This window comes from Streptomyces sp. NPDC029169, from assembly GCF_055563935.1.
This window is the reverse complement of the sequence record NZ_JBVHXA010000013.1, coordinates 56,313-81,692: the sequence shown is the minus strand read 5'-3', so window position 1 is coordinate 81,692 and position 25,380 is coordinate 56,313. Positions and strand designations below refer to the sequence as shown.

General features: G+C 71.0%; 21 protein-coding genes and 5 pseudogenes. 12 read left to right on the top strand and 14 right to left on the bottom strand.

All coding sequences use genetic code 11. The annotated features are described in order from the left end of the window. Positions 1–49: 49 nt before the first annotated feature. From ACZ4VI_RS23445 to iolC, 7 genes are all read right to left on the bottom strand, one after another. Entirely contained in the window at positions 50–577 is a 528-nt protein-coding gene (locus ACZ4VI_RS23445; RefSeq protein WP_468002027.1) for a hypothetical protein, read from the bottom strand. 450 nt (positions 578–1,027) lie between these two features. After that, positions 1,028–1,249, bottom strand: a complete 222-nt coding sequence (locus ACZ4VI_RS23440) for a hypothetical protein (RefSeq protein WP_468002025.1) — start codon at positions 1,247–1,249, stop codon at positions 1,028–1,030. A 91-nt stretch (positions 1,250–1,340) separates the two neighbouring features. Next, positions 1,341–2,843, bottom strand: a complete 1,503-nt coding sequence (gene mmsA, locus ACZ4VI_RS23435; protein ID WP_468002023.1) for a CoA-acylating methylmalonate-semialdehyde dehydrogenase — start codon at positions 2,841–2,843, stop codon at positions 1,341–1,343. A gap of 10 nt (positions 2,844–2,853) precedes the next feature. After that, positions 2,854–4,722, bottom strand: coding sequence for a 3D-(3,5/4)-trihydroxycyclohexane-1,2-dione acylhydrolase (decyclizing) (gene iolD, locus ACZ4VI_RS23430; RefSeq protein WP_468002021.1), 1,869 nt, complete (start codon positions 4,720–4,722; stop codon positions 2,854–2,856). Then, positions 4,719–5,555 (bottom strand): 5-deoxy-glucuronate isomerase, encoded by an 837-nt coding sequence (gene iolB, locus ACZ4VI_RS23425; RefSeq protein WP_468002019.1) that lies wholly within the window; start codon positions 5,553–5,555, stop codon positions 4,719–4,721. The genes iolD and iolB overlap by 4 nt, the downstream gene beginning before the upstream one ends. Then, on the bottom strand, positions 5,552–6,478 hold the full coding sequence (locus tag ACZ4VI_RS23420; protein WP_468002277.1) for a Cgl0159 family (beta/alpha)8-fold protein: 927 nt from the start codon (positions 6,476–6,478) through the stop codon (positions 5,552–5,554). Before ACZ4VI_RS23420 ends, iolB begins: the two co-directional genes overlap by 4 nt. Before the next feature lie 911 nt (positions 6,479–7,389). Beyond that, positions 7,390–8,367 carry a 5-dehydro-2-deoxygluconokinase gene (iolC, locus tag ACZ4VI_RS23415; protein ID WP_468002275.1) on the bottom strand — a complete coding sequence of 326 codons (978 nt, stop codon included), beginning with the start codon at positions 8,365–8,367 and terminating at the stop codon, positions 7,390–7,392. A 135-nt stretch (positions 8,368–8,502) separates the two neighbouring features. Here iolC and ACZ4VI_RS23410 point away from each other — a divergent pair, with 135 nt between their 5' ends. Both ACZ4VI_RS23410 and ACZ4VI_RS23405 read left to right on the top strand, forming a co-directional pair. Further along, positions 8,503–9,420 carry a sugar phosphate isomerase/epimerase family protein gene (locus ACZ4VI_RS23410; protein WP_468002017.1) on the top strand — a complete coding sequence of 306 codons (918 nt, stop codon included), beginning with the start codon at positions 8,503–8,505 and terminating at the stop codon, positions 9,418–9,420. 225 nt (positions 9,421–9,645) lie between these two features. Continuing rightward, complete coding sequence (locus ACZ4VI_RS23405) at positions 9,646–9,843, top strand: helix-turn-helix transcriptional regulator (RefSeq protein ID WP_362477803.1); 198 nt, start codon at positions 9,646–9,648, stop codon at positions 9,841–9,843. A 342-nt stretch (positions 9,844–10,185) separates the two neighbouring features. Here the strand turns inward: ACZ4VI_RS23405 and ACZ4VI_RS23400 are convergent, their stop codons facing one another. Beyond that, positions 10,186–11,400, bottom strand: coding sequence for a cation:proton antiporter (locus ACZ4VI_RS23400; protein ID WP_468002014.1), 1,215 nt, complete (start codon positions 11,398–11,400; stop codon positions 10,186–10,188). Between the two features lie 144 nt (positions 11,401–11,544). Here ACZ4VI_RS23400 and ACZ4VI_RS23395 point away from each other — a divergent pair, with 144 nt between their 5' ends. Continuing rightward, positions 11,545–11,778, top strand: coding sequence for a heavy-metal-associated domain-containing protein (locus ACZ4VI_RS23395; RefSeq protein WP_468002012.1), 234 nt, complete (start codon positions 11,545–11,547; stop codon positions 11,776–11,778). Between the two features lie 88 nt (positions 11,779–11,866). Continuing rightward, positions 11,867–14,134, top strand: a complete 2,268-nt coding sequence (locus ACZ4VI_RS23390; RefSeq protein ID WP_468002010.1) for a heavy metal translocating P-type ATPase — start codon at positions 11,867–11,869, stop codon at positions 14,132–14,134. Positions 14,135–14,517: 383 nt separating this feature from the next. On the opposite strand, the gene ACZ4VI_RS23385 is transcribed toward ACZ4VI_RS23390, so the two are convergent. Both ACZ4VI_RS23385 and recD2 read right to left on the bottom strand, forming a co-directional pair. Continuing rightward, positions 14,518–15,807 (bottom strand): citrate synthase, encoded by a 1,290-nt coding sequence (locus tag ACZ4VI_RS23385; protein ID WP_468002008.1) that lies wholly within the window; start codon positions 15,805–15,807, stop codon positions 14,518–14,520. A 201-nt stretch (positions 15,808–16,008) separates the two neighbouring features. Continuing rightward, a complete protein-coding gene (gene recD2 / locus ACZ4VI_RS23380) occupies positions 16,009–18,234 on the bottom strand; it encodes an SF1B family DNA helicase RecD2 (protein WP_468002006.1) in 2,226 nt (741 codons plus the stop codon). A 123-nt stretch (positions 18,235–18,357) separates the two neighbouring features. Here recD2 and ACZ4VI_RS23375 point away from each other — a divergent pair, with 123 nt between their 5' ends. The 3 genes and pseudogenes from ACZ4VI_RS23375 to ACZ4VI_RS23365 all read left to right on the top strand — a co-directional run. Continuing rightward, on the top strand, positions 18,358–19,146 hold the full coding sequence (locus ACZ4VI_RS23375) for an alpha/beta fold hydrolase (protein ID WP_468002005.1): 789 nt from the start codon (positions 18,358–18,360) through the stop codon (positions 19,144–19,146). A 67-nt stretch (positions 19,147–19,213) separates the two neighbouring features. Next, positions 19,214–19,324: pseudogene (locus ACZ4VI_RS23370) on the top strand (ankyrin repeat domain-containing protein); the annotation flags it as partial. Further along, a pseudogene (locus ACZ4VI_RS23365) lies at positions 19,324–19,602 on the top strand (ankyrin repeat domain-containing protein); the annotation flags it as partial. The pseudogenes ACZ4VI_RS23370 and ACZ4VI_RS23365, both read left to right, overlap by 1 nt. A gap of 72 nt (positions 19,603–19,674) precedes the next feature. Here ACZ4VI_RS23365 and ACZ4VI_RS23360 read toward each other — a convergent pair. Together ACZ4VI_RS23360 and ACZ4VI_RS23355 are read right to left on the bottom strand one after the other, a co-directional pair. Beyond that, positions 19,675–19,962: a hypothetical protein gene (locus tag ACZ4VI_RS23360; RefSeq protein ID WP_468002003.1), complete on the bottom strand. Its 288-nt coding sequence runs from the start codon at positions 19,960–19,962 to the stop codon at positions 19,675–19,677. Then, a complete protein-coding gene (locus ACZ4VI_RS23355) occupies positions 19,959–20,243 on the bottom strand; it encodes a hypothetical protein (RefSeq protein ID WP_468002001.1) in 285 nt (94 codons plus the stop codon). The genes ACZ4VI_RS23360 and ACZ4VI_RS23355 overlap by 4 nt, the downstream gene beginning before the upstream one ends. 118 nt (positions 20,244–20,361) lie before the next feature. Here ACZ4VI_RS23355 and ACZ4VI_RS23350 point away from each other — a divergent pair, with 118 nt between their 5' ends. From ACZ4VI_RS23350 to ACZ4VI_RS23330, 5 genes and pseudogenes are all read left to right on the top strand, one after another. Further along, positions 20,362–21,186: a helix-turn-helix domain-containing protein gene (locus ACZ4VI_RS23350; protein WP_468001999.1), complete on the top strand. Its 825-nt coding sequence runs from the start codon at positions 20,362–20,364 to the stop codon at positions 21,184–21,186. After that, positions 21,173–21,406 (top strand): annotated as a pseudogene (locus ACZ4VI_RS23345) (DUF397 domain-containing protein). The gene ACZ4VI_RS23350 and the pseudogene ACZ4VI_RS23345 overlap by 14 nt, the downstream one beginning before the upstream one ends. Positions 21,407–21,464: 58 nt before the next feature. Then, positions 21,465–22,931 carry a membrane-associated oxidoreductase gene (locus ACZ4VI_RS23340; protein WP_468001997.1) on the top strand — a complete coding sequence of 489 codons (1,467 nt, stop codon included), beginning with the start codon at positions 21,465–21,467 and terminating at the stop codon, positions 22,929–22,931. A gap of 140 nt (positions 22,932–23,071) precedes the next feature. After that, positions 23,072–24,472, top strand: a complete 1,401-nt coding sequence (locus ACZ4VI_RS23335) for an FAD-binding oxidoreductase (protein ID WP_468001995.1) — start codon at positions 23,072–23,074, stop codon at positions 24,470–24,472. Positions 24,473–24,605: 133 nt separating this feature from the next. Further along, a pseudogene (locus ACZ4VI_RS23330) lies at positions 24,606–24,867 on the top strand (signal peptidase I); the annotation flags it as partial. A 63-nt stretch (positions 24,868–24,930) separates the two neighbouring features. Here ACZ4VI_RS23330 and ACZ4VI_RS23325 read toward each other — a convergent pair. Together ACZ4VI_RS23325 and ACZ4VI_RS23320 are read right to left on the bottom strand one after the other, a co-directional pair. Next, positions 24,931–25,068: pseudogene (locus ACZ4VI_RS23325) on the bottom strand (IS5 family transposase); the annotation flags it as partial. 49 nt (positions 25,069–25,117) lie between these two features. Continuing rightward, positions 25,118–25,339, bottom strand: a complete 222-nt coding sequence (locus ACZ4VI_RS23320) for a hypothetical protein (protein WP_468002287.1) — start codon at positions 25,337–25,339, stop codon at positions 25,118–25,120. Positions 25,340–25,380 lie beyond the last annotated feature (41 nt).

Sequence of the window (25,380 nt, the reverse complement as noted above, 5' to 3'; positions counted from 1 at the left end):
CGTCACCGCCCAAGCCGGGATGCCTCCGAGACGATGGCCCCCTGGGCACTCACCCGGACAGCTCGGCCCGCCACTGCCGTGGCCACTGCCCCGACGGCGGCGGAGCTCCGTTGATTCCGAGGTCGCGTCGCGCGCTCTCGTAGAAGTCGTCACGCGCCGCACTCGCCAGCCGATGGGCCTTGGTCCACATCTCCGTGTCGACTGGCCCCTCCCGTATGAGCAGCTCGATGGTCCAGATCGTCTCGTGCCAGCGCCGTGCCGCCGCGATCGTCTCCGCGTCCCCCACGAGCAGGACAGACTCCCACTCCGTCGCACGGTGAGACTCCGCGTCGGCGAGCAGAGGCAGCCCCTCGGCCGGCAGCAACGGATCGGCCACGTCCGCGAATCCGAGGGCGGCGCCTATGCGCTGGGCGACGCGAAGCTGCGCCTTGAGAGCGTTGGCGTAGCGGCCGTATGTCTCGAAACGCTTCTCATCCCACCGCTCCTCCCGCTGCCGCTTCCACCGCCGACGCTCGGTCAAGCTCTGCACGGCGTAGGAGCCGAGCGAACCGACCACGACGCCTATCAGAGTCGGCAATTGATCCAATAGCGCCACAGGCCCTCCCCGACCGGTTTCCTGGTGCCGCACGCTCATCGCTCCGCAGCGGACAGCCCCTCACCCACCTTAGGCATGAAGCACCTCTGCTTGGGGGATGCCGAACGGCTCGTCTCCACACTCCCGTTGACGAACGGGATCGGTCGCGGACGCGCCTGGGGAGCGAGTCTCTGTTGGCGCGGGCGGAGCCGACCCAGTCCGTCTGCCAGGGCGGGCCCATGATGGCGTCGGTCACCGGCCGGGCTCTGCCTTACCGGCCTCGCGGCGCAGGTGCACGGCCTGTTCGAGCAGCGCCATGGCTGTGCCGTTGTCGAGCGCCTCAGCGGCGCGGGCTTCCAGGTCGAGTACGCGCGGCGATGGCGGCCCGCAGGGCCTTCGGGGGCCGGTCGGGCATGGGCGGGATGCCGGCACCCGCGTGCCGGGGTGCGGTGGTCATGCTGCCGAGCTCCCCTCGGACGCCAGGGAGCCGGTGGCCTCGGCCCTGCCCGTGAGCGCCTCGTACGCCTCGGTCGACAGCAGAACACCCTGCGGTCTGCGGTGCGCGCCGATCAGCACGGGGTCCGCCTCGGCTCCTCGGCGCTCGAACTCGGCCAGTATCCGGGAGAGTCCGGCACGGGCATCGCTCACGGTCACGACCTCAGGGATCCTCGTCATGCGGTGAGCCCACCTCAGACCCGTACCGGAATCTGTACAGATTTCCGTACGGGCCCGAGGTAGGAGGAGCACCAGGGCGCCGACCCTGCGGTCAGTGGTTCCGGGGGAAGCCCAGGTCCACGCCCGACGGGGCCTCCGACGGGTCCGGCCAGCGGGTGGTGACTACCTTGCCGCGGGTGTAGAAGTTGACGCCGTCGTTGCCGTAGATGTGGTGGTCGCCGAAGAGCGAGTCCTTCCAGCCTCCGAAGGAGTGGTAGCCCACCGGCACCGGGATCGGGACGTTCACGCCGACCATGCCCGCCTGGATCTCCAGCTGGAAGCGGCGGGCCGCGCCGCCGTCGCGGGTGAAGATCGCGGTGCCGTTGCCGAACGGCGAGGCGTTGATGAGGGCGACACCCTCCTCGTACGTCTCCGTCCGCAGCACGCACAGCACCGGGCCGAAGATCTCGTCCTGGTACGCCTTCGCCGTCGTCGGGACCTTGTCCAGGAGGGAGATGCCGATCCAGTGGCCGTTCTCGAAGCCGTCCACCGTGTAGCCCGTGCCGTCGAGGACGACCTCGCAGCCCTCGTCCGCCGCGCCCTTCACGTACGAGGCGACCTTGTCGCGGTGGACGGCCGTGATCAGCGGGCCCATCTCGGAGGTCGGATCGTTGCCGGGGCCGATCTTGATCTTCTCGGCGCGCTCGCGGATCTTCTCCACCAGCTCGTCGCCGATGGAGCCCACCGCTACGACCGCCGAGATCGCCATGCAGCGCTCGCCGGCCGAGCCGTACGCCGCCGAGACCGCCGCGTCCGCCGCCGCGTCCAGGTCCGCGTCCGGCAGCACCAGCATGTGGTTCTTGGCTCCGCCGAGCGCCTGGACGCGCTTGTGGTTGGCGGACGCCGTCGTGTGGATGTAGCGGGCGATCGGCGTCGAACCCACGAACGAGATCGCCGACACGTCCGGGTGCTCCAGGAGCCGGTCCACGGCCACCTTGTCACCGTGCACGACGTTGAAGACGCCGTCCGGCAGGCCCGCCTCCGCGAGCAGCTCCGCGATCTTCAGCGACGGCGAGGGGTCCTTCTCGCTCGGCTTGAGGATGAAGGTGTTGCCGCACGCGATGGCGATCGGGAACATCCACATCGGCACCATCGCCGGGAAGTTGAACGGCGTGATGCCGGCCACGACACCCACCGGCTGGCGGATCGCGGCCACGTCCACCCGGTTCGACACCTGGGTGGACAGCTCGCCCTTGAGCTGCGTGGTGATCCCGCAGGCCAGGTCGACGATCTCCAGACCGCGGGCGACCTCGCCCAGCGCGTCCGAGTGCACCTTGCCGTGCTCGGCGGTGATCAGCTCGGCGATCGCGTCGCGGTTGGCGTCGAGCAGCGCGCGGAACTTGAAGAGGATCGTGGTGCGCTGCGCGAGCGACGCCGTGCCCCAGGTCTCGAACGCGGTCTTCGCGGCGGCGACGGCCGCGTCGACCTCCTCGACCGAGGCGAGCGCCACCTCCGTGGTCACGGCGCCGGTGGCCGGGTCGGTGACCGGGCCCCAGTTGCCCGACGTGCCCTCGACGGTCTTGCCACCGATCCAGTGGTTGACCTTCTTCGTCATGACTGCTCCTTCAGAGATGGCGGCGTCGGGCGGTGACGTGCCGGTCGTACTCCTCCCGGGCCCTGACCGCCGACGCGCGGGTCGAGGTCTCGGCCACGGGCACATCCCACCACGCCTGGGCGGGGGGCGCGCCCGACACTGTGTCTGCCGTTTCGGTCTCGACATAGACACATGTGGGAACGGTCGACGTCCGGGCGTCGGCGAGGGCTTCTCGCAGGTCACGTACGGTACGAGGGGTCAGCACGCGCATCCCGAGTGAGGCCGCGTTGGCCGCCAGGTCGACCGGGAGCGGCGCGCCGGTGAAACGGCCGTCCCTCGCCCGGAAGCGGTACGCGGTGCCGTACCGCTCGCCGCCGACGGACTCGGAGAGCCCTCCGATGGATGCGTACCCGTGGTTCTGCAGGATCACCACCTTGATGGGCAGTGCCTGCTGGACGGCCGTGACGATTTCGGTGGGATTCATCAGATACGTACCGTCGCCGACGAGCGCCCAGACCGGGCGGCCAGGCGCGGCGATCGCGACTCCGATCGCCGCCGGGATCTCGTAGCCCATGCACGAGTACCCGTATTCGACGTGGTACTGGTCCGAGGACCGGGCCCGCCAGAGCTTGTGGAGATCGCCCGGGAGCGAGCCGGCCGCGTTGATCAGGATGTCGCTCTCGTCGACCAGGGTGTCGAGTACGCCGAGGACCTGCGGCTGGGTGGGCCGGGCCTCCTCGTCGGCGGCCGTGTACGCGGCGGTGACCCGGCGCTCCCAGCGCGCCCGCTCCTCGTGGTACTCGTTCTCGTACTGTGCCGGGACCGAGTGCCCGTCGAGCTCGGCGTGGAGGAGTTCCAGGCCCTCGCGGGCGTCCCCGACCAGCGGCAGCGCGGCCAGCTTGTGGGCGTCGAAGGAGGCGACGTTGAGGTTGACGAAGCGGACGGTGGGGTGGGCGAAGAGGGTGGAGGACGCGGTGGTGAAGTCGGTGTAGCGGGTGCCGATCCCGATGACGAGGTCGGCGGTGCGGGCGAGCTGGTTCGCGGTCGCGGTGCCGGTGTGGCCGAGGGCGCCGACGTCGGCCGGATGGCCGTGCGGCAGCGCGCCCTTGCCGGCCTGGGTGGCGGCGACGGGGATGCCGGTGGCGGCGGCGAAGACCCGCAGCGCGGTCTCGGCGCCGCTGTACCTGACCCCGCCGCCCGCGACGATCAGCGGGCGCGAGGCCCTCCTGACCGCCCGTACCGCTGCGTCGAGTTCGGCCTCGTCCGGCTGCGGCCGGCGCACCCGCCAGACCCGCTCGGCGAAGAACTCCTCCGGCCAGTCGTACGCCTCCGCCTGGACGTCCTGCGGCAGGGCGAGCGTGACCGCCCCGGTCTGGACGGGGTCGGTGAGGACGCGGGCGGCGGCCAGCGCGGCCGGGATCAGCGCCTCGGGGCGGGTGATCCGGTCGAAGTACACCGAGACCGGCCGCAGGCAGTCGTTGACCGACACGTCGCCCGCGTACGGGACTTCGAGCTGCTGGAGGACGGGGTCGGCGGGGCGGGTGGCGAAGGTGTCGCCCGGCAGGAGCAGAACCGGGAGGCGGTTGATGGTGGCGAGCGCGGCGCCGGTGACGAGGTTGGTCGCGCCCGGGCCGATAGAGGTGGTCACGGCGTGCGCGGAGAGCCGGTTCGACTGGCGGGCGTAGCCGACGGCCGCGTGCACCATGGCCTGTTCGTTGCGCCCCTGGTGGTACGGCATCTCGGCGGCGTACTCGACGAGGGCCTGGCCCATTCCGGCGACGTTGCCGTGGCCGAAGATGCCCCAGGTCGCGGCGATCAACCGCTGCCGTACGCCGTCGCGTTCGGTGTACTGGGCGGCGAGGAAGCGCGTCAGCGCCTGGGCCACGGTCAGCCGTGTCACGTGTATCCCTCCGTGTGGTCGGGGTGGAAGCAGATCTTCCACTCGCGGTCCGGTCCTGGTCCCGCCATCACGTTCAGGTAGTACATGTCGTGCCGCGGCTGGGCGATCGACGGGCCGTGCCAGCCGTCCGGTACGAGGACGGCGTCGCCGCTGCGGACCTCGGCGAGGAGGTCGGCGCCGCCGGGGCGGGAGGGGGAGATCCGCTGGTAGCCGACGCCGCCGCCGGCGATCTCGTAGTAGTAGATCTCCTCCAGCGCGGACTCGGCGCCGGGGCGGTGCTCGTCGTGCTTGTGGGGCGGGTAGGAGGACCAGTTCCCGCCGGGGGTGATCACCTCGACGGCGATGAGGCGGTCGCAGTCGAAGGTGTCGGCGGCGGCGAAGTTCCGTACCTGCCGGGCCTGGTTGCCGCTGCCGCGGGCCTCGACGGGTACCTCCGGCGCGGGGCCGTAGCGAGCGGGGAGTCGTCGCTCGCACTTCGCTCCTGCCAAAGCGAAGCGGCCTCCCGCACCGGAGGCGATCTGGGCTCGGGTGTCGCGGGGCACGTACGCGAAGTCGGACACTCCGCCGAACACGCTCTCGCGGCCGAGGAGTTGAAGCGTCTGGCCGTCGCCGTCGATGTGCACCGTACAGCCGCCGGTGAGCGGAAGCACGATCCATTCGCTGTCCCCGGTGTCCAGGAGGTGGGTGGCTCCCGGGCCGAGCTCGAGGACGCGTAGTGCGGAGTGGCTCCAGCCGGCCCGGTCGGGGTCGATGTGGAGCGCGTACGGCCCGTGGGAGGCGGTCCCGGCGGGCAGGTGGAGATCGTTGTGGAGATCGTTGTGGAGATCGTTCACGCGTGCGTGCTCCTTCCTACCGTCTCCCGCAGGAGGCGCGCAGCGGTATCGACGGCTCCGGCCACATCGCCGTCCGCGGGATAGAGGAGGGCGCGGCCGACGACCAGGCCCCGGACGGTGGGCAGGCGGAGCGCGCGGCGCCAGACGTCGATGCCGGGGCCGGTGTCCCCGCCGAGGAGGACGGTGGGGAGGGTGGTGGTCTCCAGGACGCGGGCCATGTCCTCGGGGTGGTCGGTGACCGGGACCTTGAGCCAGGTGTAGGCGGAGGTGCCGCCGAGGCCGGAGGCGACGGCGAGGGAGGTGATGACGGCCTCGGCGGAGAGGTCGTTGTGGAGCCGGCCGTCGTCGTCGCGGTGGCAGAGGAACGGCTCGACGAAGACGGGGAGCCGCAGGGCCGCCATCTCGTCGACGGCGCGGGCGGCGGAGTGGAGGGTGGCGAGCGAACCGGGGTCGTCGGGGTCGATCCGCAGGAGCAGCTTGCCGGCGTCGAAGCCGAGCCGGGCGAGGTCCTGGGGGCGGTGGCCGGTGAAGCGGTCGTCGAGCTCGAAGGAGGCCCCGGCGAGGCCGCCGCGGTTCATGGACCCGACGACGAGGCGGTCGTCGAGGGCGCCGAGCAGGAGGAGGTCGTCGAGGATGTCGGCGGAGGCGAGGACGCCGTCGACGCCGGGCCGGGACAGCGCGAGCCGGAGCCGCCCGAGGAGGTCGGCCCGGTCGGCCATCGCGTACGGCCGCGCGCCGACGCCGAGCGCGCCACGGGCGGGATGGTCGGCGGCGACGATCAACAGCCGCTCCCGCTCCTCGAACAACCGCCGCCTCCGCCGCCCCGCGGCAGCCTCTGCAACGGCCTCCGGATGCCGCGCCCGCAGCGACACGAGCCGCTCGACGTCGACGGGTTCGAGCCCGGAGGCCCGGCTGACAGCCACGGCCCGCGCCAACCGCCAGGGCGGCGCGGGGTGCGCGGCTAGGCGGAGGGGGTCGGGGGTGGGGGTCTCGGCCGTGGGTTCGGTGGGGGCGGTGGGGGCCGTGGGGGCGCCAGGCCCGGTGGGGGCGCCGGGCCCGGTGGGGGCGCCGGGCCCGGTGGGGGCGCCGGGCCCGGTGGGGGCGGCCGTCGGCCCGGCGGGGACTTCGGGCGCGGGCCCGGCGTGGGCGCCGGGGCCGGTGGGGACTTCGGGCGCGGGCCCGGCGTGGGCGCCGGGGCCGGTGGGGACTTCACCCGCCGCGCGGGTGGGAGGCCCCGGCGGGGATCCCTCGGTGGCGGGCGCCCGGTCGCCCGCCAGGGCGTCGGCGTACGGGCCCGTGGGCGGGGCCGAAGGCCCCGGCTCCGGCGCGGGCTCGGCGTGGGCTTTGCCCGCCGCGCGGGCGGGAGGTCCGGGCGGGGGTCCCCCGGCGGGGGGCTTCTTGTCGCCCGACAGGAGGTCGGCATCCGCGCCGGTGGACGGGACCGCCGCTTGGGTGGGAGGGCCGGGCTTGGTGGAGGGCTTCCTGTCACCCGACAGGAGGTCGGCATCCGCGCCCGTGGGCGGGACCGCCGCGCGGGAGGGAGGGCCGGGCTTGGTGGCCCGGTCGCCCGACAGGAGATCGGCATCCGCGCCGGTGGACGGGACCGCCGCTTGGGTGGGAGGGCCGGGCTTGGTGGAGGGCTTCCTGTCACCCGACAGGAGGTCGGCGTCCGCGCCCGGGGACGGGGCCGCCGCGCGGGTGAGGGGGCCGGGCTTGGTGGGGGGCTTCTTGTCGCCCGACAGGAGGTCGGCGTCCGCGCTCGGGGGGACCGGGTTCGGCGTGGGCTTCGGGCCGCCCGCGCGGCGGTGGGCGGCTCGGATGCGCCAGGTGCCGGTCATGGGGCGGGCTCCGGGAGGGTGGCGGTGCCGGTGGTGAGGGCCCGGTCGATCTCGTCGGCGTACGGCATCGCCGGGGAGCAGGCGAGGCGGCCGGCCACGATGGCGCCCGCCGCGTTGGCCCAGCGGAGCGTGCGGTCCAGGTCCCAGCCGGCGAGCAGCCCGTCGCACAGCGCCCCGCCGAACGCGTCGCCCGCGCCGAGGCCGTTGACCACGTCGACCGGCAGGGGCGCGACCTCCGCGCTCTCCCCGTCGGCGCTCATCGCGAGGACCCCCTTGGGGCCCTGCTTGACGACCGCGAGCCGTACCCCGGCGGCGATCAGCGCCCGGGCCGCCGCGTACGGCTCGCGCTCCCCCGTCGCGACCTCGCACTCCTCGAGGTTGCCGACGGCGACCGTGGCCGCGCGCAGGGCCTCCCGGTAGAGCGGTCCCGCCTCGGCCGGGTCGGGCCAGAGCACCGGACGCCAGTCCAGGTCGAGGACGGTCAGGTCCGCACCGCCCCGCTCCCGCAACGCCCCCAGCGTCGCCGTCCTGCTGGGCTCGACGCTCAGCCCCGTCCCCGTCACCCAGAACGCCCGCGCCGACCGGATCGCCGCGAGGTCCAGCTCCCCCGGGTGGATCTCCAGGTCAGGCGCCCGGGGCTGCCGGTAGAAGTGGATCGGGAAGTCGTCGGGCGGGAAGATCTCGCAGAAGGTGACCGGCGTCGGGTACTCCGCCACGGGCGTCACCCAGCGGTCGTCGACCCCGAAACCCCGTAGCGCCTCGTGCAGATACGTACCGAAGGGGTCCGCCCCCGTCCGGCTCACCAGCGCCGTCCGCCGGCCGAGCCGGGCGGCCGCCACGGCCACGTTCGCGGGCGAGCCACCCAGGAACTTCCCGAAGGTCTCCACCTGGGCGAGCGGAACGCCGACCTGGAGCGGATAGAGATCCACGCCGAGACGCCCCATCGTGATCAGGTCGTACGGCTCCGACTCCATGCCAGTCACCAGTCACCTCTCACCTCGGCCCCGCACCCAGGTCTAGCCGTCCGCCCCGAACCCTGTCAACGCTATGTCCTTACATTCGGACGAGCGTCTTGACGCGTCGTCCCGGGCGCGGCCAAGGTGGCTCTCATGACGAAGCCGACGAAGCCGTCGCCGCTGTCCCGTATCCGTATCGGCTCCGCCCCCGACTCCTGGGGCGTCTGGTTCCCCGACGATCCGCGGCAGGTCCCCTGGCAGCGCTTCCTCGACGAGGTCGCCGACGCCGGTTACGCGTGGATCGAGCTCGGTCCGTACGGCTATCTGCCCACCGATCCCGCTGTCCTGGCCGAGGAGACGGGCCGCCGGGGCCTGCGGGTCTCGGCGGGCACGGTCTTCACCGGTCTTCACCACGGCCCGGCCATCTGGGAGAGGACCTGGGCCCATGTCGCCGACAACGCGGCGCTGGCCCAGGCGATGGGCGCCGAGCACCTCGTCGTCATCCCGTCGTTCTGGCGGGACGACAAGACGGGCGAGGTCCTGGAGGACCGTACCCTCACCGCCGAACAGTGGCGGAATCTCACCGGTCTGACCGAGCGTCTGGGCCGCGAGGTCCGGGAGCGCTACGGGCTGCGGATCGTCGTCCATCCGCACGCGGACACCCATGTCGACAGCGAGGAGAACGTGGCCCGGTTCCTGGACGGGACCGATCCGGACTTGGTCTCCCTCTGTCTGGACACCGGGCACTACGCGTACTGCGGGGGCGACAGCGTCAAGTTGATCGAGACGTACGGCGAGCGCATCGGCTACCTCCATCTCAAGCAGGTCGACCCGGAGATCCTCGCCGGGGTCGTCGCGGACGAGGTGCCGTTCGGCCCGGCCGTGGCGCGGGGCGTGATGTGCGAGCCTCCCTCGGGTGTGCCCGCCCTGGAGCCGGTCCTGGCGGCGGCGCAGGCGCTCGACGTGGACCTCTTCGCCATCGTCGAGCAGGACATGTACCCGTGCGAGCCCGACAAGCCGTATCCGATCGCGGTCCGCACGCGCCGCTTCCTGCGCTCCTGCGGAGCGTAGGCACGCCGATGTGACCATGCATCACTTACGTCACATCCGTCCCCTTGTCGTCACACATATCTCCATTACGCGGGCTTTCCGTCACAGCCGGTCGACAGCCGCTCTCTTCCCGTTGGGAGGGACCGTTGCATCGGGCACAGGCTCAGTGATCGCCAGCGCTTGCCCCGCAGCTCCCCCGAACGGCACCCCCGCCGCCGCTGCGAGGCGCGCAGGGAGGTGCCACGCATGACGGACAGAAGACTCTGGTCGTACAAGGACATCGCCGCGCATATCAAGGTGCAGCCGGACACCGTCCGCTCCTACCGGAAGCACGGCCTTCTGCCGCCGCCCGATCACGTCGAGTCGGGCAAGCCCTACTGGTACGCGGACACGATCCGCGCCTGGGTGGCCAACCGCCCCGGCAACCGGAGCCGCCGGGACTGACCCCCGCCCGGTCCCCGTCCGGTCACGCCCGGTCCAGTCCGGCCCCCGCCCGGGTCCCGCCCGGGTCCAGTCCGGCCCCCGCCCGGGTCCCGCCCGGGTCCCGTCCGGTCCTCGCCCGGAACACGAAGGCCCCCGTCGCCGCCCGATGCGGGGCCTTCGGGCTGTCCGGCCGGCCCACGCGGCCCGGGACGTCAGCCTCCGACCGGCTCCTTCTCCCGGGCGGTGTCCGGCGTCGCCTGCTCCACGCCGGGGGCCGCCACCGCCCCGCCCTCGCTTATACGCTCCTCCTGCACTACCTCGACCCGCTCGTCGGGACCGCCCGGGCCTCCGCCGGCCTGCGCCTCACCACGACTCCGACCCCGTCACCGACTCCACCGGCAGCACCTTCCCTCCCGCCCCCGCCCGGGTCTTCAGCGCGAGGATCGGGAAGACGAGGACGGACACCATCCCGGCCCCCACGAGCGCCGCCGCCTCACCGGCCGTCAGCGCCTTGTCGTCGAGCCCGATGGTGGTGATCGCGACGACGAGCGGCAGGGCCGTGGACCCGTAGAGCACCAGCGCACCGCGGTCCCTGCGCGTCAGGTCGCCGGGGGCCAGGAACCAGACCGGCCCGCCCCGCACCACCAGGAACAGCAGCAGGAAGACCGGCAGCAGGAGCAGGGTCCGGCCGCCGTCGAGCAGCGAGTCGAGGTCGAACTCGACGCCGGTGACGACGAAGAAGACCGGTACGAGGAAGCCGAAGCCGACCGCCTCGACCTTCTCCAGGATCGCCTGCCCCGACTCGGGCGCGGCGCCCGTCAGGACGAGCCGGGTGATCAGTCCGGCGGCGAACGCGCCGAGCAGCACGTCGAGCCCGAGAGCCTGCGAGGCGCCCAGCATCAGCGCGAGCAGCAGGAAGACGAAGCGGACCGCGAACTGGCCGCTGGTGTGCAGGGTCTTGGCGATGACCTGCGAGAACCACGGCGGCCTCGGCCGCAGCGCCCAGAACACGGCCCCGGCCGTCAGGGCGGCGAAGACCGCGAGCAGCACCGTCGACTCGGCCGCGGTGCGTCCGCTCAGCAGCAGCGCCATCGCGATGATCGGCCCGAACTCCCCCACCGCACCGAAGGCCATCACCACCGAGCCGAACCGGCCGTGCAGCTCGCCCGCGTCCCGCAGTACCGGCAGGACCGTGCCGAGCGCCGTGCTGGTCAGCGCCACTCCGATGAAGACGCCCTTGTGGAACCCGTCACCCAGCAGCACCCCCACCCCGAGCCCGACCGCGAGGGCGATCAGCCACGCCCACACCGAGCGCCTGAGCGTGTCGCCCCGCACCTTGCCGAACTCGATCTCGTACCCCGCGAGGAAGATCAGCATCGCGAGGCCGAGCTCCGAGAGTCCGTCGATCAGGGCGTCCGTATGCGCCCAGCCGAGCACGTCGGGGCCGATGAGGATGCCGAGGAGGATCTCGAAGATGACGAGGGGAACGGGAAGCCGGCGCCCCACCCCGTAGGCCAGCAACGGCGCCAGGACGGCGATCGACATGATCAGGATCAGCGTGGTCCCCGAATGCGACATATCAGGTATCTACCATAGGACCCGGCCGGATGGCCGGTCTGCCGCCCGCGACTCGGACGGAGCTGGCGTTCATACCCCCTAGGGGTATAAAATGTGGTTCAGTACGACCCTGAGACCAGCACGACCCTCGAAGAGGAGACCGTCATGACCGCCGAGACGTCGACCGAACTCACCACCGTCTACCAGGTCAAGGGAATGACCTGCGGGCACTGCGAGGGCGCGGTCTCCAGCGAGATCTCCGAGATCGCCGGGGTCTCCTCCGTCAAGGCCGTGGCCTCCACCGGCCAGGTCACCGTGGTCTCCGAGGCCCCGCTCGACGAGGAGGCCGTGCGCGCCGCCGTCGACGAGGCCGGGTACGAGCTGGTCGGCCAGGTCTAGGACGCACTCCCGCTTCAGCGTTCCCGCTTCACCCCGGCAGGGTCGTACCGTTACGCGGTACGGCCCTGCTCTCCTTTTGGAACCGCACATGACTTCCAGCCCCGCGCCCACCGTCCCGACCGAGCCCGTGGCCGAGCCCGTGGCCGAGCACGTCACCGAGCTTGTCATCGGCGGGATGACCTGCGCCTCCTGCGCGGCCCGCGTCGAGAAGAAGCTCAACCGGATGGACGGCGTCACGGCCACCGTCAACTACGCGACCGAGAAGGCACGGATCGCGCACCCGCCCGAGACCGCCGTCGCCGATCTGATCGCGACGGTCGTGAAGACCGGCTACACCGCCGAGGAGCCCGCGCCCCCGGTCCCGGAGCCGTCCGACACGCCGGAGGAGGACACGCCGGACGCGGACGCGGACCTCGAGCTCTCCGCACTCCGCCGCCGGCTGACCGTCTCGGCCGTGCTCTCCGCGCCCGTCGTCCTGCTCGCGATGGTCCCGGCCCTCCAGTTCGCCAACTGGCAGTGGCTCTCCCTCACCCTCGCCGCGCCGGTCGTCGTCTGGGGCGGGCTCCCCTTCCACCGCGCCGCCTGGACCAACCTGCGGCACGGCGCCGCGACCATGGACACCCTCGTCTCCATCGGCACCCTGGCCGCCTTCGGCTGGTCCCTGTGGGCCCTGTTCCTCGGCGACGCGGGCATGGCGGGTATGCGCCACGGCTTCGACCTCACCGCCGACCGCGCCGACGCCGCCTCCACCATCTACCTGGAGGTCGCGGCCGGCGTCACCACCTTCATCCTCCTCGGCCGCTATCTGGAGGCCCGCGCCAAGCGGAGGGCAGGCTCCGCTCTGCGCGCCCTGATGGAGCTGGGCGCCAAGGACGTGGCCGTGCTGCGGGAAGGTACGGAAGTACGGATTCCGGTGGCCGCGCTGCGGGTCGGCGAGCTCTTCGTCGTACGCCCCGGCGAGAAGATCGCCACCGACGGAACGGTCGTCGAGGGCGCCTCCGCCGTCGACGCGTCCCTGCTCACCGGCGAGTCCGTGCCGGTCGATGTGACGGCCGGCGACCCGGTGAGCGGCGGATTTGTGAACACCTCGGGCCGGCTGGTCGTCGAGGCGACCCGGGTCGGCGCGGACACCCAGCTGGCCCGGATGGCGGCGCTGGTCGAGGAGGCGCAGAGCGGCAAGGCCGAGGTGCAGCGCCTCGCCGACCGGATCTCCGCCGTGTTCGTCCCCGTGGTGCTCCTCATCGCCCTCGGCACGCTGCTGACCTGGCTGTTCGTGGCCGAGGACACCACGGGCGCGTTCACCGCCGCCGTCGCCGTACTGATCATCGCCTGCCCCTGCGCCCTGGGCCTCGCGACGCCGACCGCGCTCATGGTCGGCACGGGGCGCGGCGCGCAGCTCGGCATCCTGATCAAGGGCCCGGAGGTCCTGGAGTCCACCCGCCGCATCGACACCGTCGTGCTCGACAAGACCGGGACGGTCACCACCGGCCGGATGCGGCTGCGGAAGGTGTACGCGTACGAGGGTGTGGACGAGGCCGAGCTGCTGCGCCTCGCGGGCGCCCTGGAGCACGCCTCGGAACACCCGGTCGCCCAGGCGGTCGCGGCGGGGGCCATGGAACGGGTCGGCGGGCTCCCCGTGCCCACGTCCTTCGAGAACGTGCCCGGCCTCGGGGTGCGCGGCACGGTCGACGGCCACGACGTCCTGGTCGGCCGCGCGGCCCTGCTCGAAGCGGAGGGCGTCGACGTGGCCGGGGTCCCGGAGCCGGGCGCCGTACTGGTCGCCTGGGACGGCCGGGCACGCGGGGCCCTCACGGTCGCCGACGCCGTGAAGGAGACCAGCGCGGAGGCGGTCACACGACTGCGCGCCCTCGGTCTGACACCGGTCCTGCTGACCGGGGACGGGCGGGCGGTCGCCGAGACGGTGGCGGCGGAGGTGGGCATCGACGCGGAGCGGGTCTTCGCCGAGGTCCTGCCGCAGGAGAAGGTCGACGTGGTCCGGCGCCTCCAGGCGGAGGGCCGGACGGTCGCGATGGTCGGCGACGGCGTGAACGACGCCGCCGCGCTGGCCACGGCCGACCTGGGCCTGGCGATGGGCACGGGTACGGACGCGGCGATCGAGGCGAGCGATCTGACGCTGGTCCGCGGCGACCTCCGGGTGGCGGCGGACGCCATCCGGCTCTCGCGCCGGACCCTGGCGACGATCAAGGGAAACCTGGGCTGGGCCTTCGGTTACAACGTGGCCGCTCTGCCGCTGGCGGCGCTCGGCCTGCTCAACCCGATGATCGCCGGTCTGGCCATGGCCTTTTCATCCGTATTTGTCGTGACAAACAGCCTGCGACTTCGGAGCTTCGCGTGAATTCACCTACACGTGACGCACAGGACCTTCACAAAGAGACCTAGATCACAGATATTTGGGGGTAACCATTCGGGCCGTTCGCGTGTCTAAGTGGGCGATGCCAAGAACGTCTTGGGGGACGTTCATGGGATGTCTTGGGGGACGTCCCAGGCAGCAGCGTTGGCCGGGGCACGTGCACCGGGGAGCTTTGAGCGGCCCTCCCGTACGTACGTACCCCGGCAGACCGCCGCAGACCCGCGTAGCTTCTGCTGAACCCGGCAGACGCCCGGCCCGGATCCCGTGGGGGGAATCCGCACCGGGGATATGGAAAGCGCCCCGCTCGCCGACCCGTGGGGGGATCGGAAGCGGGGCGCTTTTCGTTCGAAGGCGCGGCGACCAGTAGGTCAGCGGCTCTCGACCGGGACGAAGTCGCGCAGGACCTCGCCGGTGTAGATCTGGCGCGGGCGGCCGATGCGGGAGCCCGGCTCCTTGATCATCTCGTGCCACTGGGCGATCCAGCCCGGCAGGCGGCCGAGGGCGAAGAGCACGGTGAACATCTCGGTCGGGAAGCCCATCGCGCGGTAGATGAGGCCCGTGTAGAAGTCCACGTTCGGGTAGAGGTTGCGCGAGACGAAGTAGTCGTCGGAGAGCGCGTGCTCCTCCAGCTTGAGCGCGATGTCGAGCAGCTCGTCGGACTTGCCGAGCGCGGAGAGCACGTCGTGCGCCGCCGCCTTGATGATCTTGGCGCGCGGGTCGAAGGACTTGTACACCCGGTGGCCGAAGCCCATCAGGCGGACGCCGTCCTCCTTGTTCTTCACCTTGTTGATGAACGCGTCGACATCGCCGCCGTTGGCCTGGATGCCCTCGAGCATCTCCAGGACCGACTGGTTGGCGCCACCGTGCAGGGGGCCCCACAGGGCCGAGATGCCGGCGGAGATCGACGCGAACATGTTCGCCTGGCTCGAACCGACCAGACGGACGGTGGACGTCGAACAGTTCTGCTCGTGGTCCGCGTGCAGGATCAGCAGCTTGTCGAGCGCCGAGACCACGACCGGGTCGAGCTCGTACTCCTGGGCCGGGACCGAGAAGGTCATGCGCAGGAAGTTCTCGACGTACCCGAGGTCGTTGCGCGGGTAGACGAAGGGGTGGCCGATCGACTTCTTGTAGGCGTACGCCGCGATCGTCGGCAGCTTGGCCAGCAGCCGGATCGTGGAGAGGTGACGCTGCTTCTCGTCGAACGGGTTGTGGCTGTCCTGGTAGAACGTGGACAGCGCGGAGACCACGGAGGAGAGCATCGCCATCGGGTGGGCGTCCCGCGGGAAGCCGCCGAAGAAGCGCTTGACGTCCTCGTGCAGCAGCGTGTGCTGGGTGATCTCGTTCTGGAAGGTCGACAGCTCGTCGACCTTGGGAAGCTCACCGTTGATCAGCAGGTGCGCCACCTCAAGGAAGGTGGAGCGCTCCGCCAGCTGCTCGATGGGGTAGCCGCGGTACCGCAGAATGCCCTGCTCGCCGTCGAGGTAGGTGATGGCGGATTTATAGGCGGCGGTGTTGCCGTATCCGCTGTCCAGGGTGACCAGACCGGTCTGGGCTCGGAGCTTCCCGATGTCGAAGCCCTTGTCGCCGACGGTGCTCTCGACCACCGGGTAGGTGTATTCACCGTCCGCGTACCGCAGTACTACAGAGTTGTCGCTCACGTCATCCCTCACCGACGTAGTGCCTCTTCTTCGAGGTGCCCTGACTGTCTCTACCATCCCCCATTTGGCTCAGGAGAGTGCACTCGGGGTCGACCATTGGGCCATTTGGCGGCACTCAGTGCCGCCAACCTGCTCATCTTGCCCCCTTCGCCCCGCTTGTGGAAGTCGGGGGTCCTCCTTCCGGAAGTCCGGGGTCCTCTTTCACACGGCTGCCGAGAGCCGGTGGGCCAGGGCGGTGAAGCGCCGGCCTGCGGAAACCGTCCGTACGGCCTGGGCGATCGCCTTGCGCGAACCGACCAGGACCACGAGCTTCCGGGCCCGGGTGACGGCCGTGTAGAGCAGGTTCCGCTGCAGCATCATCCAGGCGCTGTTGGTGACGGGGATCACGACCGCCGGGTACTCGCTGCCCTGGGAGCGATGGATCGTGACGGCGTAGGCATGGGCCAGTTCGTCCAGCTCGTCGAAGTCGTACGGCACTTCCTCGTCCTCGTCGGTGCGGACGGTCAGTCGCTGTTCGACGGTGTCGAGCGAAGTCACGACGCCGACCGTGCCGTTGAAGACGCCGTTGGCACCCTTGTCATAATTGTTTCTGATCTGGGTGACTTTGTCTCCTACGCGGAAGACCCGGCCGCCGAACCGCTTCTCGGGGAGGTCGGGGCGGGCGGGGGTGATGGCCTGCTGGAGCAGCCCGTTGAGCGCGCCCGCGCCCGCGGGGCCGCGGTGCATGGGGGCCAGGACCTGCACGTCCCGGCGGGGATCGAGGCCGAACTTGGCGGGAATCCGTCGTGCCGCGACCTCGACGGCGACCCGGGCGGCGTCCTCGGTCTCGTCCTCCGCGAAGAGGAAGAAGTCCGGCAGGCCGGTGGTGACGGGCGGGAGACCGGCGTTGATGCGGTGGGCGTTGGTGACGACGCCCGACTGCTGCGCCTGCCGGAAGATCCGGGTCAGCCGCACGGCCGGCACCGGGCTGTCCGGGGCGAGGAGGTCGCCGAGCACCTCCCCCGCGCCGACCGAGGGCAGCTGGTCCACGTCCCCGACGAGGAGGAGGTGGGCACCGGGTGCCACGGCCTTGACCAGCTTGTTGGCGAGCAGCAGATCGAGCATGGACGCCTCGTCCACGACGACCAGGTCGGCGTCGAGCGGCCGGTCCCGGTCGTAGGCCGCGTCGCCGCCCGGCTTGAGCTCCAGGAGCCGGTGCACGGTCGAGGCCTCGGTGCCCGTCAGCTCGGCCAGGCGCTTGGCGGCCCGGCCGGTGGGCGCGGCGAGGACGACCTTGGCGCGCTTGGCCCGGGCCAGCTCCACGATCGAGCGGACGGTGAACGACTTCCCGCACCCCGGGCCGCCGGTGAGCACGGCGACCTTACGGGTCAGGGCGAGCCGCACGGCCTCCTCCTGCTCGGGCGCGAGCGAGGCCCCGGTGCGGTCGGCGAGCCAGGCCAGGGCCTTGTCCCAGGCGACGTCCTGGAAGCCCGGCATCCGGTCCTCCGGGGTCCGTAGCAGCCGTCCGACCTGCCCGGCGAGGGAGAGCTCCGCGCGGTGGAACGGCACCAGGTACACGGCCGTGACGGGCTCCCCCTCAGGCCCCGGCACGGACTCCCGTACGACCCCCTCCGGGTCCGCCGCCAGCTCGGCGAGGCACTCGATGACCAGGCCGGTGTCCACCTGGAGCAGCTTCACGGCGTCGGCGATCAGCCGCTCCTCGGGCAGGAAGCAGTGCCCCTGGTCGGTGGACTGCGACAGGGCGTACTGGAGCCCCGCCCTGACCCGGTCCGGGCTGTCGTGCGGGATGCCGACGGCCTGGGCGATCCGGTCGGCAGTGAGGAAACCGATGCCCCAGACGTCGGCGGCCAGCCGGTAGGGCTGGTTCCGGACGACGGAGATGGAGGCGTCCCCGTACTTCTTGTAGATCCGTACGGCGATGGAGGTGGAGACGCCGACGCCCTGGAGGAAGACCATCACCTCCTTGATCGCCTTCTGCTCCTCCCACGCGGCCGTGATGTTCCCGGTCCGCTTGGGGCCCAGGCCCGGCACCTCGATCAGGCGGCCGGGGGCCCCTTCGAGGATGTCGAGGGTGTCCAGGCCGAAGTGCCGCGTGATGCGGTCGGCGAAGACGGGGCCGATGCCCTTGATGAGCCCGGAGCCGAGGTAGCGGCGTATGCCCTGGATGGTGGCGGGCAGCACGGTCGTGTAGTTCTCGACCGTGAACTGCCTGCCGTACTGCGGATGGGAGCCCCAACGCCCCTCCATCCGCAGCGACTCACCCGGCTGAGCGCCGAGCAGCGCCCCGACGACCGTGAGGAGATCGCCGCCACCACGGCCGGTGTCGACGCGGGCGACGGTGTACCCGCTCTCCTCGTTGGCATAGGTGATCCGCTCCAGCACCCCTTCGACGACTGCCTGACCCTGCCCCTGACCCTGGTTGGACATGCCTCGAAGGTAGCGAAGGGCTCGGACATCAGGGCGGGGGTGTGCGGGGACCGTGGACAACTCGGTACGGGCGGTTACGCTCATCTCTTCGTCGATCTTGTTATTTGCGAGGGGGAGCAGACTGTGCGCAGTGCCGCCGTGACGCCCGAGGGCGACCGGATCCGCTGGGTCGAACTGCCGGGGCGGGAGCCCACCCGCGTCTACGTGCACGGTCTGGGCTCCACGTCGCCCGCCTACTTCACGGAGGTTGCGGTCAATCCCCTGCTGGCAGGGCACCGTTCGCTGCTGATCGATCTGCTCGGTCACGGCATCAGCGACCGGCCGACGGGCTTCGACTACTCCCTGGAGTCCCACGCGGACACCCTCGCCGCGGCCCTGGCCTTCGCGGGCGTCACCGGCGCGGAGCTGATCGCCCACAGCATGGGCGGCTCGGTGGCCATCGTCCTGGCGGCCCGCCATCCCCACCTGGTCTCGCGCCTCGTGCTGGTCGACGCCAACCTCGACCCGATCCCACCCTCGCCCGTCTCCGGCGGTAGCAGCGGCCTCGCCTCCTACTCCGAGGAGGAGTTCCTGGCGGGCGGCTGGGAGGAGGTCCGCGACCGGGTCGGCGCCCACTGGTGGTCCACGATGCGTCTGGCCGGCCGCGAGGCCCTGCACCGCACCGCGGTCCACCTCACCCGCGGCACCGTCCCCACCATGCGCGAACTCCTGCTGGAGCTGCCGATCCCCCGCACCTACCTCCTGCCGGAGGCCGACGGCCCGCTCCCGGGCGCCGCCGCGCTCACCGCTTCGGGGGTGTCGGTCGTCGCGATCCCGGACTGCGGGCACAACATCATGCTGGACAACCCGGACGCCTTCGCGCGCGCATGCGCGGAGGCGCTCCGACGTGCCGAGGAAGGCCGGGAACCGTAGCGTTCCCGGCCGGCAGGGAGAGCGGCGCGGGGGGGCGCGCCTATCTGTTTGGTCAAGCCGGGTGAGGATGGTCGGCATGACGGATCGGGATCGGTTGGGGCGGACGGCGGTGCACTATGCGGCTGTCGACGGGGACGCGGAGGGCCTGAGGGTGCTGTTGGCCGGGGGTGCCGACCCGGACGCAGCCGATGCCGCGGGCTGGACCCGCTGCATTTTGCGGCTCAGGCCCAGGCGTCATCGGTCATCGAGGTCCTCTTGGACGCGGGTGCGGCAGTCGATCCTGCGGATGGTCATGGCAATACGCCGTTGTGGAGGGCGGTGTTCGGTTCGCAGGGCGAGGGGACGACGATCCGGCTGCTGCTGGAAGCAGGCGCCGATCCCGACCGGGGCAACGCCCATGGTGTGAGCCCGCGGGCACTGGCGGGACGGATCGCCATTCCCCGCCCACGGGCTTGACGATCTATAGGAGCTTCAGCGGGGCGTGGAGCATCCGGACAGCTGACCGCCACAACGAAGCCCCGGGGGGCTTCACGTGTCGAGACGGGCGCCCCGGCTCTCCGCGACGCGCTTGACGTCCCTCAGGGACTCGGTGAGCCGGCCGGCGAGGTAGCGCAGCTCGCCGCTCGTCACTCGATGGTCCGCGAGCAACTCGTCGGCGTGCCCGAGCAGATCGCCCGCCATGCCGAGCTGGACGCTCTCGATTCCGTCCGCGAGCCGTGACACGTGGCCGGTGCCGTCCCCCACGACGTAGCAGGGCTTGTCCTCCTCCCCCGTCCACGGCAGCAGCCGCGCGTGAGTCACCCCTTCCCCGGTCATGCGGCGACCTCCGTCCCGGGCCGCAGCTCCAGCCCGTGCGCGACGAGCAGCACGACCCGTCGGCGCCCCTGCTGCTTCTCGTACGCGACCAGGTAGGGCCGGACCAGCGGGCTGTCCTCACCACGCGACGGGCGCTCGCCGGTGCGGTGGCGGGTCGGTCCGCAGACGTAGGGGCAGGAGTACGGATGCGTATACGAGGTCGGGTCGGGGGCCGGGCCGGAGCCGGGGTCGGCCCTGCGGTGCAGGAGCCGGCTGACGAGCCTGGCGAGGAAGTCCTTCATGTCGAGCCTACTTTCGTCGCGTTGTGTGGCGATCTCCTCACAGAGTGGGGTCGGGTCTGGCTACGCTTCCAGTACTGAAGGCTTGACAGGAGACTCGTCATGTTGGGGAGTTGGCCGCATGGAGCAGCGTCGTAAGCCACGCACACCACGCCAGCAGTACGGGGAGGAGTTGAGGCTGCGACGGAGAGCGCTGGGGCTGACCCAGAAGGCTCTTGCCGATCAGGTGGTGTGCTCGCCGACCCTGATCAGCCACTTCGAGGCGGGGCGGCGTCTGCCCAGCGCCGAGGATGCGCGGCGGATCGACCAGGTGCTGGGCACGGACGGGTACTTCGCCCGCTGGCTTGAGGACCTCAGGAACAGGTTCGCCACCGGCTTCGCGGCGGTCGCCGAACTGGAACAACGGGCCCGGCTGATCCAACAGTTCGCGCTCTCCCTGGTTCCCGGCCTGCTTCAGACGGAGGCCTACGCGCGGGCAGTCTTCCGCGCGTACCTGCCCAACCACACGGCCGAGGAACTTGACAGAGAAGTCGTCATCCGAACAGAGCGTGCCCAGATCTTGACCGGACCCACGAGCCCGGTCATCTGGACGCTGCTCGACGAGGCCGTGCTCCGGCGGGGTGTCGGTGGGCCGCAGGTCATGGCCGAACAGCTGCACAAAGTTGCCGACATGGCTGAGGTCGGCCGTCTTCGACTGCATGTTCTGCCGTTCGGGGTCGGCGCTCACTCCCTCCAGCAAGGTCTGCTCACCCTCATGAGCTTCGGGGACTCCCCGCCAGTGGGCTACTCGGAGGGCTTCCACGGGGGGCGGTTGATCGCTGATCCGGCTCTGGTGAGGGCCAGTCAGACCGCCTACGACCTCGCACTGGGCGATGCGCTGTCGCAGCAACGGTCGCTGTCCCTGGTCAGGGAGGCAGCAGACAACCACGCGCATGGTCAGCAATGAGCACACCGTCACCGACTAGTCCTCCCTCACCGGGTGGTTCAAGTCCACCTACAGCGGCGGCGATCAGGGCGAATGCCTTGAGGTCGCCCGTGGCCACGTCGGCGTGCCCGTCCGCGACAGCAAGTACGCCAACGGCCCGGCGCTGGTCTTCTCGGCCGACGGCTGGTCCACGTTCGTCACGGCGGTCAATTGCGGCTCCATCGGCGGGCCTCGCGGCTGACTCGGCTGCTCCGCATACGGCAGTTGACGTCGCGAACGCAGCACGTCAGAGTCCCCGCGTGAGCGAGATCAACGATCTGACGCCGGCCGAGTTGCGTGTGTGGCAGGCATTTCCGCGTGGCGAATCCGTGGATTTCCGCGCCGCCGAGGACGAAGAGCCGGCGCTCGGGGACACCTGGGGCGTCGAGCGGACCGTACGGGCGGGCGTGCTGCGGGCCTTGCTGCTCAAGGCTCCGCAGGAGGAAGGGGAGATCGCCGCGCTGAAGATCACGGGGGCGCGGATCACCGGCGCGCTGGACCTGAAGTACGCCACGATCGACGTCCCCATCCGGCTGAGCCACTGCCACTTCGACGGCGTGCCCAACCTGTACGGAGCCCAACTGCGCCAGCTCAATCTGACGAAGTCCGTTCTGTCGGGCCTGACTGCGGCGACCCTGCGGGTCGGCGGGGTGCTGCGGATGACGGAGTGCCGTATGCGGGGGCCCGTGCGGCTCGGCGGGGCGCAGATCTCCGGGGCGCTGTTCATGGAGCGGGCGGAGTTCACCGCACCGGACGACTCCGAACCGGTCCTCCAGCTCAACCAGGCCGCGATCGGGGACGACTTGTGGGCGCCGGAGATGCGCGCGCACGGACAGGTACGTCTCACCGGCGCCTCCGTCGCCGGGCGGATCAATATTCAGGACGCCGCGTTCGAGCAGCCCGACGGCACCGCGCTGGACGCGCAGAACCTCAACGTGGGTGCCCATGTACGGGCGCGCTGCGTGCGGGCGCGGGGCCGGATCGAGCTCCGAGGCGCCCGCATATCGGGCCGTCTCGACCTGCTCCACGCCCGCCTGTCGCATCCGGGCGACACGGCACTGCGGGCGAGCAGTTGTGTCATCGGGGAACTCTGGCTGCGCGGGGGCGATCGCATCGAGGGAGCCCTGAACCTGCGGCGCTCTCAGATAGAGATCCTGACCCTTGAACCGGAGATGCTGCCGGACCAGGTGTATCTCAGCAATCTCACCTACACCGTACTCAGCCCGCACGAACCCGCCGAGCGCCGCCTTCCGATGCTGGAGCGGGAGGGCGACCGGTACGAGCCGTACGGCTACGAGCAGCTGATGGCGGCCTACCGTCACGTCGGTGACGACGACGCTGCCCGGCTCGTCCAACTCGCCAAGCAGCGCCGCCGACGCACCACACTCACCTGGTACGGGCGGCTGTGGGGGTACATCCAGGACGCCACGGTCGGCTACGGCTTCCGCCCGTTGCGCGCGGCCGTCTGGCTGATGTCCCTCATGGCCATCGGATCAGTCGCATACGGCCTGGACCACCCACGTCCCGTCAAGGCGGACGAGGCGCCCGACTTCAACCCCGCCTTCTACACCCTCGACCTGCTCCTGCCGGTCATCAACTTCGGCCAGGAATCGGCGTTCGCACCTGATGGCTGGCACCAGTGGCTGTCGTACTCCCTGATCATCACCGGCTGGATCCTGGCGACGACGATCGTCGCGGGCGTGACCCGCACGGTCAGCCGCCAATGACCCGCGGCCGGACCGGACAGCGTTCGGCGGACTCGCGGGGCCCTCCAGACAGGGACGAGGCCAACGGCTCCGCACTGCGGTCGGACGGGCGGCGGCGTAAAATTCGACAGAGGGCCCCGAGAGACTTCCGGGGAGGCGCGGTGTCGTCCCTGCAGGTGAAATCGCGAACCGGCGACCTGGTGGTCCTGGGTGAATCGGCTGCCGAGCGCTTGGGTGCGGGGTTGCATGGCGAGCTGCTCCGCCCGGATGATCATGCGTACGACCAGGCTCGCGCGGTCTGGAACGGCTTGATCGACCACCGCCCCGCGCTGATCGCCCGCTGCTCCGCAGCGACCGACGTCGTTCAAGCCGTCACCTTCGCGCGTGAGCACGACCTGCTGGTGTCGGTACGCGGCGGCGGGCACAACATCGCGGGCAAAGCGGTGTGCAGCGGCGGCCTGATGATCGACCTCTCACCCATGCGAGGTGTCGCGGTTGACCCGGAGCGCCGCACAGCCCGAGTCGAGGGAGGCGCGACCCTGAAGGAACTGGACCGGGCCACACAGTCATCGGGCCTGGCCACGACGGCGGGCGTCGTCACGCACACCGGCGTCGCCGGCCTCACCCTGGGCGGCGGCGTGGGCCGGCTGGCCCGGAGGTACGGCCTTGCCTGCGACAACCTACGGGTCGCGGAGGTCGTCACCGTCGAGGGCCAGGTGGTGAGAGCGGACGAGTCCGAGAACGCCGACCTCTTTTGGGGTCTGCGGGGCGCCGGAGCCAACTTCGGGGTCACGACCTCCTTCGAGTTCCAGCTCCACCGTGTGGGCCCCGAAGTGCTCGGTGGCGTCGTCGTCCATCCCCTGCACAAGGCGAAGGCCGCACTGAGTTTCTACGGCGAGTACTCCCTCTCCGCTCCTGACGAGCTGTCGGCCGACGCGATCTTCCTGACATCGCCCGATGGCGACCCGATGCTCGCCATCTCCGTGTGTTACGTCGGGTCGGTGGAGGAGGGCGAGCGCGTGCTGCAACCACTCCGGCGGTTCGGCCCACCCATCGTCGACGGGATCGGCCCGGTCGCGTACACGGAACTGCAGGCCGCGGCTGACGCCTTCTTCCCCACCGGTCTCAACTACTACTGGAAGTCCCATTTCCTGGAGCGGATCGCCGACGACACCGTGGAGGCCACGGTGGACCACTTCGCCCGTGTCCCGTCCCCCAGGTCCCTCATCGTCTTCCAGCAATACGGCGGTGCCGTCAGCCGCATCGATCCATCCGCCACGGCCTTCCGTCCCCGGAACGCGCAGTACGACAACTTCGCCGCGTCCATCTGGACCGGCCCCAGAGACCTCCAGACGCAGATGCAGTGGGTCCGGCGGTGGTGGGACATGGTGAGCCCCTTCTCTCTGGGAGCCGAGTATGTGAACAACCTGGGAGAAGAGGGCGAGGAGCGCGTGCGGGCGGCCTACGGCGGGAACTACGAGCGGCTGGTGTCCCTCAAGAACACTTACGATCCCGCCAACTTCCTCCGCCTGAACGCGAACATCCGGCCAGGCCCGCGGTGACACCCAACAGTGCACCCTCCGGCCAAGGCGCGTGAGACACCCCGACGTCCTGGCCGCTCACGAGTCAGAGCACCAGGGCGTGTGTCGAAAGCGCCGATAGCGAGTACGAGACCGGTTGCCGGCGTTCGACCGCGTGAATGACAGCGTGTACCCGGGCAACGCGGGCAAGGATGCGGCACTGGCCCGAGGATGGCTCCTCGGCCGCTTCAAGGACGTGGCGGGGTTGCGTCCGCCACAGCGAGTCCGTAGAGATCAAATGGGGCGTCCCCCCCTGTGCCGATGAGCGATCGCAGTGGGTGAGAGCCGAGAAACGCACAGCTCTCCTGGCCCTCATCAGCGGCCGCTTTCGCGTCGAACTGCCCGGCCGCAGCGTACTTCTGCAGGAACAGGGTGATGACGGTCGCCTCGTAGCGGACCGCGAGCTTGCCGTATCGCGTGGCGACGGCGCGGTGTGTCTTGAGGCGGTTGATCCCGCACTCGACCGTGTGGCGCCCGCGGTAGTCGGCCGGGGCGAAGTGCGGCGGTCGGCCGCCGCGGGGGCCGAGCTTCTGGCGATTGCGTGCCTGGTCGGCTTTGTCGGGGATGGTGCATCGGATCCCGCGGCGGCGCAGGTGGGGGCGGTTCTTGCGGGAGGCGTACGCCTTGTCAGCGCGGACGCGACTGGTGCGGATCCGTGGCCCGGCCCGGCCCGATAAGGGGCACGCGGACCTTCTCCAGCACGGGTTCGAACTGCGGCGAGTCCCCGCGCTGCCCTGCTGTGACCGCGATCGCCATGGGCTTTTGGCCCTGCTCGACGGCCAGGTGCAGCTCGGTGGTGAACCCGCCGCGCGAGCGTCCCAGCCCGTGATCAACGGGCTCGGTGAACACGCCACCCGGCGGTTCCTTCTGCAGGTCGCCCTGCTGCGGGC